The sequence below is a fragment of the Lentzea sp. NPDC036949 genome, assembly GCF_055608075.1.
Genome location: NZ_JBVJRA010000010.1, coordinates 39,181 through 51,656 on the forward strand (window position 1 = coordinate 39,181; position 12,476 = coordinate 51,656).

Below are 12,476 nucleotides of genomic sequence, written 5' to 3' on the forward strand. Positions count from 1 at the left end.
CGCGGACGTCTTCGCTCCGCACCTGCTGCTGGGCCGCCCCGTGCACCCTGACGACGCGGCGGTCATCGCCCGTTCCTTCACCGTCTTCCCCCTGCCGGGCAGACCACCACCCGGCAGCAGCAAGTCGTGGCATGGCGGGACTGGGCCACGAGCCATTTGCTCGCCCGTACTGGCCAGCCGGACCCTTCGGGACCCGATGCCGTCCCGACGGCGGTGCCGCAGACGGCAGCGGCGTTCCTCGACGGTGCGAGGACATGGCAGGAGTGGTCGGCCACCGCGGCGCAGCTTTCTCCCCTGGCGTTGCCGGGCGTGGGCGGTCCGATCGCGGCGGCGATGTTCCACGGCGCACGTCCGCTCACGCGAGGAGCCACCCGAGCGATGTTGCGCCGGGACTTCGTCACCGCGGCGCGGTTGGTCCGCTGGATCGCATTGCTGAGCAGCAGCGGCGTGCGGCAACTGCTCGATCCGGGCCTGCTCGTCGAGCGCATCCGGTTGTACGGCGGCACCGGATCGCGGCTGTCACTCGACCTCGCCATCGCCGGCCGGCAACTCGGAATGGAACCGGCATGACGGCCTCGCTGATCCCGATCGCCCACGACGTCGCCCACCGGGGCCTGACGTACCTGCACGACCATCGAGACGCCGAAGTGTTCCCGGCCGACATCCCGGTCGAGCCGGAAGAGCCCGACACCGTCTACAAGCCCGTCGCCGAAATCGGCATGGCCGCCGCCCTGGTCCTGCGGGAGGGGGTCGGGGGCACCAGGCAGCTGCACGCCGCACGCGAACTGATCGACTTCACCTGGCGCCAACTGCGCGAGGGCGACCTGCTCTACGAACGCCAGATGCGCAACTGCCTGCTCACCGACCCCATCGAGGTGTACTGCCACTTCGTCCACGGTGGCCACCGCCACGAGGAACTCGAGCGACTCGTCGCGCACAACGCCGCGGTCGGCTCGCTGCCCGAGGTCTACCCCAACCGCCGGCTCGCGGTGGCCAACTCCTACCGGACGTGCGGCATCCCCACCGGTGACGACTGGGAATCACTGCTGCGGGCGACCTGGCTGGGCGCGACACCGCCCCCCTGGGCCATCGATTGGGACACCGCGTACAGCATGACCCACACCGTTTTCCACGTGACCGACTGGGGCGCACGGCCCCACGACCTGCCGCCCGACATCGCCGAGTACCTCGGCACCTGGCTTCCGGTGTGGACGGACGTGTGGGCAGAAGTCGGGGAGTGGGACCTCGTCGCCGAGTTGCTGATCGTGGACGCCTGCCTGCCCGAACCGCGATTCGACCTCGACGTGTGGACGCGATTCGCTGCCGTCCAGCACAACGACGGCCTGCTGCCACGCGACGCCGAGACCGTCGACGGCGACCGGGCCGAGCGTTTCTGGGACCACTACCACCCCACGGTCGGCGCCGTGGTCGCCGGCACACTGGCCGTGTCCCGGCTGCTGGGCAACCGATGACCGCGGCCGGCACCTCCGACCCCGGCGAGCTGATCCGGGCGTTGCTCCGACGGTCACCCGGCGTGGCGGTGGCTGTCTTGCACGGCGACCGGAAAACCTTTCGCGCAAACGGCTTCAGCGCGAAGGATCGAACGCAGCCGATCACGCCGGACACCCGGTTCGAAATCGGGTCGGTCACCAAGACCTTCACCGCGTTGCTGCTGGCCGACATGGTGCGACGCGGAGAAGTCCGCTACGACGACCCCGTCGACGACTACCTCCCACCGGGATGGCGGCTGCGGCGTCCGGCCCCCATCACGTTGGAACACCTCGCCACCCACACCTCCGGCCTGCCGCAGGTACCACTGGCCGCCATGCCCAAGGTGCTGCGGACCTGGATCTCCAACACCTACCAGGCTCTGGGGTCGGCTGAGATCCAAGCCGCGCTGGCCCGCGTGCGGTTGCGTTCGGCGCCCGGCTCGCAGTGCCACTACTCCAACTTCGGAGTCGGGCTGCTCGGGTGGGCGCTCGCCGAAGCGGCTCACCTCCCGTTCGAGCAGCTGCTCGCGCAACGCGTCCTGCGCCCCTTGGGCTTGACCGCCACCAGCGGTGCGCCGACGCCTCAGGCCGTGGGCCACTGGCGAGGCATACCACTGCCACCGTGGCACATCCCCGGCCTGCCTGCCGCCGGGGTACTCCGCTCCACACCCCACGACATGCTGAACTACCTCGCCGCCCACCTCGCACCCGATGCCACTCCCCTGGCCCGTGCACTCACCGACGTCACTCGCCCCCGCGTTCCGTTAGAAGACACCGCTGACCTGTGCCTCCTGTGGTTCCGCCGGGCGCGGCCGGGACACGACCTGCTGTTCCACTCAGGCGGAACCAGCGGGTTCACCGCCTTCGCGGGGTTCAGCCCCCAATCCGGCACCGCGCTGGTGACCTTGACCAACGCCGGCGCCACCCTGCGCGGCAACTTCATCCAACGCTCCTACGAGACGCTGCGAGCCCTCGCCATGATCAAGTAGCTGCCCATCCGCCGGCGAGGGCCGAAGCTGCTTGACAGCGAGCAGACCCACCAGTCGATTACACGCGGTCGAGATGTGAAGTGTTGTCGCCTCGCTGCACCCAGACCGACGCGGTCGGCTGGATCGGCGCGCGCTCGGCTCACTCCCGAGAAGTCCGGCCGCCAGATCCCGATGATCACGCCGGGCCATGGAGCACACAGCCGCCGCACCAAGCACAGAGGTTGATGCCGACTGTGCGTGAGGATCACGACGCCCTTCGACGAGCACTTCGCTCCTGTTACCGGGATCGCCAGCGCCGCCGAGCTCACGGTGCTGGTCGGCGACATCCCCGCGCGGGCAGACATCGTCACCGGCGCCCCGTAGTCAACCACGTTCGAACCCGCCAACAAGACCAGCCTTCCAGGGGCTGCGTGGTGTGTTGTGGCTGGAATACGACCCGTTCCTGACTGCTCCCCCGCGGTGGCGCTCAAGATCACGATCTCGACCGGGATGCGGACAATATCGCTGCTGGGCGACAACGCCATCGACCTCACACTGCACACCGACATCAACCCGACCTGGAACACCCGGTTCCGAGTCGAGTTGACCCGCCTGGACATGAGTACCTGCACGCCAAGTGTGGTCTGAAGCGACGCAGACCCCCGCTGAGCCCGCAGGGACGGCCTGCCTCGGTGCTGTGACGGCCGCCGGACGGCCACCGCCGGTGAGCAGGCACCGGCGGTGGCCGTGCCATCCGATCCTCCAGCCCACAGTCACTCGCTGGTGCGACCGGCCGCCTGGGCGATAGGGGTGCCGGCCGTCTTCTCACAGTGGTTTTCGGGGTAGTCGGCGCGGAAGTGGTTGTCAATGACAGTGTGCGCACCGGCGGTGCCGGAGTGCAGCGGCAGCACTCCGGCACCGCCAGGCGGACCGAGAACGGTCAGCTCGGCGTGTTTGTTGTTTACACCACAGGTGAAGGACGCACGCTCATCGACCGCGAGTTGTATTTGCCGAAGTCGTGGACCGAGGACCGCAACCGCTGCCGTGACGCCGGGGTCCCCGCGGTGTGGGTGACCGCAGACGAGGCCTACGGCAAGGTCTACAAATTGTGTACTTAGCTGGAGCAACAGCGCATCGGCTACGTCATCGCCGTGGCCTGTGATCAGACTGTCCCCGCGGTCGGCGAAACGTTCCGCGCCGACGTCTTGGCGGCGCGAGCACCAGATGACGCCTGGAAACGTCGCAGTTGCGGCCACGGAGCCAGGGGTCACGGTTGTTCGACTCGGCGATGGCCTCGCTGCCCATCTACAAGGACACCACCCCGCCAGGGTGGCGCCGCTGGCTCCTGGTCCGCCGTTCGCTCACGCGCAATGCGACGGGCGAGCACGAACTGGCCTACTACTTATGTTGCGCGCCAAACCGCACCCGCGAGTGGGCCTGGTCCCGCTGGCGAAGACGTCACCAGCGCCGCGCGAAAACCTTGCACCACCAGCGCAGGCAGGCCAAGGACCACGAAGTGCGGCTGGAGTACCGGTCCGGTTCGAACCGCAGACCGGAGCAAGTTCCGGTTGGAACCTCGACGAACCAACCCCGATGTGGTTACGGTACGAAGTGGGGCAATCACGCACTGCTATCTCATTGGGGTGGAATCCTTCATGGGGGAAACCGGCCTGCGCCGGCACTTGACCGTGCCCGCCGGGACCGCGCTCGCCGTCGGCGCGGTGCTCGGACCGAGCGTGCTGGTGCTGCCGGCGTTGACCGCACGGACCGCGGGACCGGCCGCGCTCGTCGCGTGGGGGGCCATGTCGTTGTTCGGGCTGGTGTTGGCAGTGGCGCTGGGCCGGGCCGGGGCGCGCATCCCGGACGCCGGAGGCATCATCGCCTACGTCTCGCATGCCTTCGGGCCTCGGTCCGCCCGTGTTTGCGGCTGGTGGTTCCTCGCCTCGGTGCCGCTGTCCGTGCCGGTGATCGCGCTGGTCGGCGCGCATTACGTGACGTCGTACTTCGGCCTGCCCGACGCTGCCGCCTCGGTGTTGGCCCTGGTGCTGTTGTTCGTGTCGCTGTGGCTCAACTCGCGGGGGCTGAAGGCGTCCGCGGCGGTGCAAACCGGGGCTGTGGCGGCCGTGGGTGCGGTGATCGCGGCGATCTCCGTCGCCGGACTGCCCGATGTGCGGTCCGGGTTCCTGACGCCGTTTGTGCCGAACGGGTGGGTGGCGGTCGGAGCGGCCGCTCTGCTGATCTTCTGGTCCTACATCGGGTTCGAGATGGTCGTGCACCTCGCGGAGGACTTCCGCCGCCCCGGACGCGATCTGCCGCTCAGCATGGGGATCGCGTCGATCGTGCTCTCGGTGCTGTACTGCGCGGCGGCGTTCGTGACCATCGGCACCGGCGCGTACCTGCAGGGCAACGGGCTGGCACCGATGAGCGTGGTCGCCGCGTCCGCGTTCGGCCGGGCGGCAGGGGTGGCGACAGCGGTGTTCGCGCTGGCCTGCGCGTTCGTGGCCGTGCACACGAACATCGCGGGCCTCTCCCGCCTTCTGTACGCCCAGGCGCGCGTGGGCGAGCTGCCGAAAGCGTTGGCGCGGCTGCACTCCCGGCACCGCACGCCGTGGGTCGCGTTGGCGTGCCTGGGAGTTTTCTTCGCGGTGGTGCTGCTCGCGGACGCACTGCTGCGACCTGATCTCGGGGAGTTGCTGGGGTGGCCGAGCGCCACGTTCCTCGTGCTGTACCTGGCGGGCACCGCGGCCGCTGTGAAGGTGCTGCCACCCGACGACATCGGCCGTGTCTGCGCCGTGGTCGCGTTTCTGGGGTGCCTGCTGGTGCTGCCGTTCGGCGGGTGGGCGTTGCTGTACCCGCTCGCCGTGCTGCTGCTCGCAACCACACTGAGAAGGGGAATCAGTTGAGTCTGGTCGAGTTCGACGGTGAGCACCTCGACATCGCGGGCATCCGCGCCGTCGCGGAGCTGGGGCAGGAGTGCGCGGTCGCACCGACCGCGCTCGCGAAGGCGGCCAAGAGCCGCGCGATGTTCGAGGACATCGCCCGGCAGAACATCCCGATCTACGGCGTGACCACCGGCTACGGCGAAATGATCTACATGCGCGTCGACGTGGCGAAGGAGGTGGAACTGCAGACGAACCTGGTGCGCAGCCACAGCGCGGGCGTCGGCTCGCTGTTCGCCGTCGACGAGGCACGCGCGATCGTGGCGGCACGGCTGAACGCACTGGCGAAGGGGTATTCGGCGGTGCGGCCGGAAGTGCTGCAGCGCTTGGCGTTGTACCTCAACTCGGACATCACGCCCGCCATCCCGGAGATCGGCTCGCTCGGCGCGAGCGGTGACCTCGCGCCGCTCGCCCACGTGGCGAGCACGGTCATCGGTGAGGGCTACGTGCTGCGCGACGGCAAGCCCGTGCCGACCGGGGAGGTGTTGCGGGCCAGGGGCATCGAGCCGCTGGAGCTGCGCTTCAAGGAGGGTCTGGCACTGATCAACGGCACGTCCGCGATGACCGGCCTCGGCTCGCTGGTCGTGGCGCGGGCACTGGAACAGGTGCGGCAGGCGGAGATCGTGACCGCGCTGATGATCGAGGCGTTGCGCGGCTCCACCAGCCCGTTCCTGGCCGAGGGTCACGACATCGCCCGCCCGCACCCCGGCCAGATCGCCTCGGCCGCGAACCTGCGGGCGTTGCTCGCGGGCAGCTTGTTGACCGTCGAGCACGCCGACCTGCGGCGCGAGCTGGAGGAGGGGCACGACGGCAAGGACGTGCAGCGCACGGAGATCTATCTGCAGAAGGCGTACACCATGCGCGCCGTCCCGCAGGTGGCCGGCGCGGTGCGGGACACGTTGCACGACGCCGTGCGCAAGCTGGAGATCGAGCTCAACTCGTCGAACGACAACCCGTTGTTCTTCGAGGGCAGGGAGATCTTCCACGGCGCCAACTTCCACGGCCAGCCGATCGCGTTTGCCATGGACTACGTGACGATCGCGTTGACGCAGCTGGGTGTGCTGTCCGAACGGCAGACGAACCGGCTGCTGAACAGGCACCTCAACTACGGCCTGCCGGAGTTCCTCGTCGCCGGCGATCCTGGTCTGAACAGCGGGTTCGCCGGGGCGCAGTACCCGGCCACGGCGCTGGTCGCGGAGAACAGGACGATCGGCCCCGCGTCCACGCAAAGTGTGCCGTCCAACGGGGACAACCAGGACATCGTCAGCATGGGCCTGATCTCGGCACGCAACGCCCGCCGCGTGCTGTCCAACAACACCCGGATTCTCGCCGTGCAGTACCTGGCGGCCGCTCAGGCCGTGGACGTGGCGGGGCGGCGGTCCGGGCTGAGCCCGCAGTCTGCGGCCACGTACTCGAAGGTCCGGTCGTTGGTGCCCACTCTGGCTGAGGACCGGTTCATGGCGGACGACATCGAGGTCGTCGCCGCCGCTGTCGCGGCGGGTGAGTTCGTGTCCGCTGTCGGGGTGGAGCTCAACTGATCGGCTTCACACACCGGGGACGATCAGCACGTGATGGTGGTTGACCACGTGCTGGTCGTCGACGTCGAGGCGACCTGTTGGGCGGGAACACCGCCGCCGGGCGAGTCGACGGAGATCATCGAGATCGGGATGTGCCCGGTCGAGGTGTCGTCCGGTGAGCGCGGTTCGCGGCGCAGCCGGTGCTGACGACCTCACCGCGCATCGACAAACCGCGCAACCCACGGCCTTCGACCTGCAAGGCGATCCCGGTCGGCGGCAGCAGCCCACTCATGAAGGCCACCCCGGAAGCACCAGTGCCCGGTCAAGGGCAGTCGGGACCTGCCGGTACCACTTCCCTTCCCCGCCGGCGATCTGACCGTCCTACTCGGACTGGAAGGGCCGAGTACGACGAGTCAAGAAGGCCCGGCGAACGTCCCGATCAGTCGGGGAGGCCGACCTGGGTGTTGGACAGGTCGAGACCGATCGCGAAGTCCGCGCTGTAGCCGGTCCCGGTGCTGGTGGGGTTCAGCACCATCTGGGCACCACCCCTCAGGTAAATGGAGTCCCTGTTGTTGGTGGTGTCCGCAGGGCCTTTACGCGCGTACGGCTGGGTCTGGAGGTAGGCCGCACCGAACGCGGTTGTGAAGTACAGCTGTGACGTGAACTCGTACGGACGGCCGTTGGTGCCGGTCGTCCGGATCTTGATGTGGATGTGGAGGGTCCTGCCGGTGTACCAGCCGGGCAGGATGGTGATGAATTGGGCCTTCCCATCCGTGTTGGTGTTCTGATAGCCGCGCAGGAAACGGCGACCGGAACTTCCCTGTGACGGGATGTCCGAGTAAAGCCCGAACGCATCGCACTGCCAGATGTCCACTGTGGCGTTGGGCAGGGGGGTGCACTGCCCTGGGCGCACCGACTGGACGGTGAAGTTGAGCGTCAGCGCCGTTCCGGGCGACGGCCGACCGGTGGCCGGGTCGGTTCGGATGTCGGACCGGTTGAGCATCCTGTCGACGAAATAAGGACCTTCCATCTGCTCCGGCTTGACCACGCAGTTCAGCGCCGGTGCGCAGACCTCGGGGCCGCCAGCTGTTTGGGTGGCGCCGGCCACGGGAGATCCCGCAACCGTGAGCGTCGCGCCTGCGGCGCCGAGCAGGATCAGCGCCTGCCGTCGGCCGAGTACACGGCCTACCGGCTCATCGTCGTCGTGCATGGAGTTTTCCTTCCGGGCATACCGTTCGCTGTGCGTGGCGGGAACGGAATGCATGTGGTGAGTGGTTGCAGGAAACCGCGCACGATGGAACTGTCCAAGACCGCCAGAATCGCTGTCGAGAGGATTCACCCGTCTGCCGCCATCACGAAATACCGTTCGTGGGACTGATAGGCCGATCATCGGAATCCGCAGTCATTGCACATGGGGCAATTCACGTGGTCCGGACCGTTCCCAGCTATATCTTCATCACGCTGTTACCGCCGGACGGCGGCACGGCGACTGTCGCGGCGCCTCGACGTGGTCACGGACACCTACAGGTTGCGCACGCAGATCGGTGTCTCCGGATCGGGCATTCGAGCCCCGACCGCGCACCCACGCCACCAACCCTGGAAGACGTTGACGGTGCCCTTCCAGGTTGGGGTGGATGAGCACAACCGACGCGGAGACCATTTCCTGTCTCAATCGCCGCTACATGCTGCGAGACTTCGCAACCACGATCCCGTGGGGGAGGAGTCCGGCTACCCGGTGAAGTGCGACCACACCCAACCGACCATCGAACTCCCCATCAACGCCCGGAACTGGGTGCTGCGCATGTCCAACGAGACAGCCTGGTTCGTGGACTCCCAGGGCGGCTGGAGAACATCCTCAGCGGCGGGACGTACATCGCCTGCGTTCAGCATTACTACGTGCTCGACGATTATCCGGCAGAACTGATCGACCGCTTCGGGGATCGAGCCACCGCGCCGCCCGCAACCTGCGGATGACAAGCGGGCGACCCTCAAGCATATTCAGAGGGATCGCCCGGCTTGTTGCGTTCGGACCGCTGCGTGAGCCTTGGGAGCACGGAGTGAGAGCAGATTGGGAGCAACTTCGTGCGTTGAACATGCCTCAATGGTCCTCAATGGACCTCAATGGACCTCAATGGACCTGAACGGAACCGCGCTGACCTGCAGGAGTCTTGTTTTCGCAGGTCAGCGCGGTATCGCTGCCATAGTTCACACATAAGTAGTCCTCGGACCGACCCGACCTGCGCTCGGTCGAGCCAAGCCGCAGGTCAAAGCGTTGAACGGCTTCCGGTCCTCAGTGACCAGATGTGTCCTCTGGATCACCTAGATGACCACCGCGCGAGGAACACCGCGATGTCACCACACTGATCACAGCCCAGCGCTGCAGGTGCACGACCCATGAGATCACCAGGCTCTGCCGCGCTCGGACAACGCCGTCACACGCCGACCGCGACCAGGAAGAACACCCAAACGGAGGGTGCAATTCGCTTGAGGCAACGCAACCCCATTTCGCCCCGCGCAAACCGATTCTCCCCAAATCCTCCCAAATAGCGGGCTACCGGCCAGTAAGGACCAATGTGGACAGTCACAGCAAGATCGAAAGTGACGGTCGCGTTCAGGCCTGCCGGGTCAGCTCACCGAGCACCGCAAGCGCTCGCGCCAGCACCGGCGAGTCGTCGTCCACCCGCACGGCGGCGGCGAGGTCGATGCGGTGCGCCCCGGTCAACGGCCGGTAGACCGTGCCGGTGACGCCCAGCTCGGCCACCGGCTCCGGCACCACCGCCACCCCGAGACCGGACGCCACGAACGTGACCAGGGTCGAGGTCTCCGACACCTCGTGCCGCACCCGCGGCTCGAACCCGGCGGCACGGCACAGCCGCGCGACGATCCCGTGCATCACCGACCGGCCGCCGGAGGCGTGCACGACCAGGTCCTCGGTCTCCAGGTCCGCGATGCCCAACCGGCGGCGGCGGGCCAGGCGGTGACCCTCGGGCAGTGCGACGATCAGGCGGTCGCGGCGGACCGTGCTCAGCCGCACCGACGGGTGGTCGACCGGCGGGCGCAGCAGGGCGAGGTCGATCGTGCGGGCCAGCAGCGCCGCAACCTGGTCGGGGGCGAGCATCTCGCCGCGGAACGCGAAGTCCACGTCGGGCAGCTCCTCGCGCAGGGTGCGGGCGAGGGCGGGCAGCAGGCTGTAGGTGGCGGAGCCGACGCAGCCGACGACGAGCCGCCCCTCCAGCCCGGCGGCGACCCGGCGGGCCTCGGCACCGGCGTCGTCCACGGCGGCCAGCACGGCGCGGGCGCGGTCCAGGTAGACGGCGCCGGCACGGGTGAGCTCGACCTTGCGGGTGGTGCGGCGCAGCAGGGTCACGCCCAGCTCCGCCTCCAGCTGCTGGATCTGCTGCGACAGCGGCGGCTGGGCCATGTGCAGGCGTTCGGCGGCCCGGCCGAAGTGCCGTTCCTCGGCGACGGCGACGAAGTAGCGCAGATGGCGGAGTTCCACGCATTGATACTCACAGAGTCTCAGCCGACGTGAAATGAGTATTTCCAGATATGGACGCGACGATCTAGCGTCGAGGGCATGACCGACGTCGTGATCTGCGCGCCCCTCCGCACACCGGTCGGGAGGTTCGGCGGTGCTCTGGCACCGCTGAGCGCCACCGACCTGGCGGCCACCCTGCTGAAGGAACTGGTTCGCCGCACCGGGCTGGGCGAGGGCGACGTGGACGACGTCGTGCTCGGGCAGTGCTACCCGAACGGCGAGTCACCCGCGATCGGCCGGATCGCCGCGCTCGACGCCGGGCTGGGCGTCGGGGTGCCGGGTGTGCAGGTCGACCGGCGCTGCGGGTCGGGGCTGCAGGCCGTGCTGTACGCGGCGGGCCAGGTCGCGACCGGTGCCGCGCGGGTCGTCGTGGCCGGTGGTGCCGAGTCGATGTCGCAGGTGGAGCACTACGCGCTCGGGCTGCGCACCGGCGTCAAGAGCGGCGGCGTCGAGCTGGTGGACCGGCTGGTGCGGGCACGCGAGACGGCCGGTGGCCGGTTCCACCCGGTGGCCGGCGGCATGCTGGAGACCGCGGAGAACCTGCGCCGCGAGTACGGCATCTCCCGCGAGGAGCAGGACGAGCTGTCGGTGCGCTCGCAGCAGCGGTGGGGCGCGGCGCAGGAGGCGGGCCGGTTCGCCGACGAGCTGGTGCCGGTGACGGTCCCGCACCGCAAGGGTGACGTGGTCGTCGACCGCGACGAGCACCCGCGGCCGGACACCACGCTGGAGGACCTGGCGAAGCTGCGGCCGGTGCGTGCGAAGATCGACCCCGAGTCGACGGTCACGGCGGGCAACGCCAGCGGGCAGAACGACGGCGCCGCGCTGTGCGTCGTCACCACGCGCGCCGAGGCGGAGAAGCGCGGGCTGCGACCCCTGCTCGCGCTCAGGTCGTGGGCCGTGGCCGGTGTCGGGCCCGAGGTCATGGGCATCGGTCCGGTGCCCGCCGCTGCCGCCGCGCTCGACCGCGCCGGGCTCACCCTCGACGACGTCGGCGTCATCGAGCTCAACGAGGCGTTCGCCGCCCAGGTCCTCGCCTGCCTGCGCGAGTGGAAGCTCGACCCGGCCGACGAACGGCTGAACCCCAACGGGTCCGGCATCTCCCTCGGCCACCCCGTCGGCGCCACCGGGGCGCGCGTCCTCGCCACCCTGGCGCACGAGATGCAGCGCAGGGACAGCCGCTACGGGCTGGAGACCATGTGCATCGGCGGCGGGCAGGGTCTCGCCGCCGTCTTCGAGGCGGTGCGGTCATGAGCCTGGACAAGGTGGTCGGCTCAGCCGCGGAGGCGGTCGCCGGCATCCGGTCAGGGGCCAGCGTCGCGGTCGGCGGGTTCGGGCTCGCCGGCATCCCGTGGTTCCTCATCGAGGCGTTGCTGGAGCAGGGCGCCAACGACCTCACGATCGTGTCCAACAACTGCGGTGTCGACGGTGCCGGTCTCGGGCTGCTGCTCGACCACCGCCGGATCAGCCGGGTGATCGCGTCCTACGTCGGGGAGAACAAGGAGTTCGCCCGGCAGTACCTCTCCGGCGAGCTGACCGTCGAGCTCACCCCGCAGGGCACGCTCGCGGAACGGCTGCGCGCGGGCGGTTCCGGCGTCGGCGCGTTCTACACCCCCACCGGGGTCGGCACGCTGGTGTCCGAGGGCGGCCTGCCGTGGCGCTACCACGCCGACGGCACCGTCGCGGTCGTCTCACCGCCCAAGGAGGTGCGGACGTTCCACGGCAGGGAGATGGTCCTGGAGGAGTCGATCGTCACCGACGCCGCGCTCGTGCGGGCCGCGGTCGCCGACCGCGCGGGCAACTGCGTGTTCCACGCCGCCGCCCGCAACTTCAACCCCGCGGCCGCGATGGCGGGCCGGTTCACCGTCGTCGAGGCCGAACGCGTGGTCGAGGCCGGCGAGATCGACCCCGACCACGTGCACCTGCCGGGCGTGTTCGTGCAGAGCGTCGTCGCGCTCACCCCGGAGCAGGCCGCCCGCAAGGACATCGAGAAGCGCACCACCCGCGCCCGCCGGGAGGCGAACTGA

Annotated in this window: 12 protein-coding genes and 1 pseudogene; 11 read left to right on the top strand and 2 right to left on the bottom strand. The window is 69.0% G+C overall.

Annotated features, from left to right (window positions below; all coding sequences use genetic code 11):
- Window positions 1-126: 126 nt before the first annotated feature.
- From ACZ7CD_RS26540 to ACZ7CD_RS26580, 9 genes and pseudogenes are all read left to right on the top strand, one after another.
- Window positions 127-570 (top strand): hypothetical protein, encoded by a 444-nt coding sequence (locus ACZ7CD_RS26540; RefSeq protein WP_470379926.1) that lies wholly within the window; start codon window positions 127-129, stop codon window positions 568-570.
- Window positions 567-1,472 (top strand): DUF6895 family protein, encoded by a 906-nt coding sequence (locus tag ACZ7CD_RS26545; protein ID WP_470379927.1) that lies wholly within the window; start codon window positions 567-569, stop codon window positions 1,470-1,472. The genes ACZ7CD_RS26540 and ACZ7CD_RS26545 overlap by 4 nt, the downstream gene beginning before the upstream one ends.
- On the top strand, window positions 1,469-2,479 hold the full coding sequence (locus ACZ7CD_RS26550) for a serine hydrolase domain-containing protein (RefSeq protein ID WP_470379928.1): 1,011 nt from the start codon (window positions 1,469-1,471) through the stop codon (window positions 2,477-2,479). Before ACZ7CD_RS26545 ends, ACZ7CD_RS26550 begins: the two co-directional genes overlap by 4 nt.
- 237 nt (window positions 2,480-2,716) lie before the next feature.
- On the top strand, window positions 2,717-2,842 hold the full coding sequence (locus ACZ7CD_RS26555; protein WP_470379929.1) for a hypothetical protein: 126 nt from the start codon (window positions 2,717-2,719) through the stop codon (window positions 2,840-2,842).
- A gap of 96 nt (window positions 2,843-2,938) precedes the next feature.
- Entirely contained in the window at window positions 2,939-3,106 is a 168-nt protein-coding gene (locus ACZ7CD_RS26560) for a hypothetical protein (RefSeq protein ID WP_470379930.1), read from the top strand.
- Between the two features lie 233 nt (window positions 3,107-3,339).
- Window positions 3,340-3,890, top strand: a pseudogene (locus tag ACZ7CD_RS26565) (transposase); the annotation flags it as partial.
- 223 nt (window positions 3,891-4,113) lie between these two features.
- On the top strand, window positions 4,114-5,361 hold the full coding sequence (locus ACZ7CD_RS26570) for an APC family permease (RefSeq protein WP_470379931.1): 1,248 nt from the start codon (window positions 4,114-4,116) through the stop codon (window positions 5,359-5,361).
- Window positions 5,358-6,935 carry a tyrosine 2,3-aminomutase gene (cmdF, locus tag ACZ7CD_RS26575; protein ID WP_470379932.1) on the top strand — a complete coding sequence of 526 codons (1,578 nt, stop codon included), beginning with the start codon at window positions 5,358-5,360 and terminating at the stop codon, window positions 6,933-6,935. The genes ACZ7CD_RS26570 and cmdF overlap by 4 nt, the downstream gene beginning before the upstream one ends.
- A gap of 30 nt (window positions 6,936-6,965) precedes the next feature.
- Complete coding sequence (locus tag ACZ7CD_RS26580) at window positions 6,966-7,121, top strand: hypothetical protein (protein ID WP_470379933.1); 156 nt, start codon at window positions 6,966-6,968, stop codon at window positions 7,119-7,121.
- Between the two features lie 232 nt (window positions 7,122-7,353).
- Here ACZ7CD_RS26580 and ACZ7CD_RS26585 read toward each other — a convergent pair whose 3' ends face one another.
- Window positions 7,354-8,124 (bottom strand): dioxygenase family protein, encoded by a 771-nt coding sequence (locus ACZ7CD_RS26585; protein WP_360393206.1) that lies wholly within the window; start codon window positions 8,122-8,124, stop codon window positions 7,354-7,356.
- Window positions 8,125-9,525: 1,401 nt separating this feature from the next.
- On the bottom strand, window positions 9,526-10,413 hold the full coding sequence (locus ACZ7CD_RS26590; protein ID WP_470379934.1) for a LysR substrate-binding domain-containing protein: 888 nt from the start codon (window positions 10,411-10,413) through the stop codon (window positions 9,526-9,528).
- A 78-nt stretch (window positions 10,414-10,491) separates the two neighbouring features.
- On the opposite strand from ACZ7CD_RS26590, the gene ACZ7CD_RS26595 reads away from it, so the two are divergent.
- Together ACZ7CD_RS26595 and ACZ7CD_RS26600 are read left to right on the top strand one after the other, a co-directional pair.
- Complete coding sequence (locus tag ACZ7CD_RS26595) at window positions 10,492-11,703, top strand: acetyl-CoA C-acetyltransferase (protein ID WP_470379935.1); 1,212 nt, start codon at window positions 10,492-10,494, stop codon at window positions 11,701-11,703.
- A complete protein-coding gene (locus ACZ7CD_RS26600; protein ID WP_470379936.1) occupies window positions 11,700-12,476 on the top strand; it encodes a CoA transferase subunit A in 777 nt (258 codons plus the stop codon). The genes ACZ7CD_RS26595 and ACZ7CD_RS26600 overlap by 4 nt, the downstream gene beginning before the upstream one ends.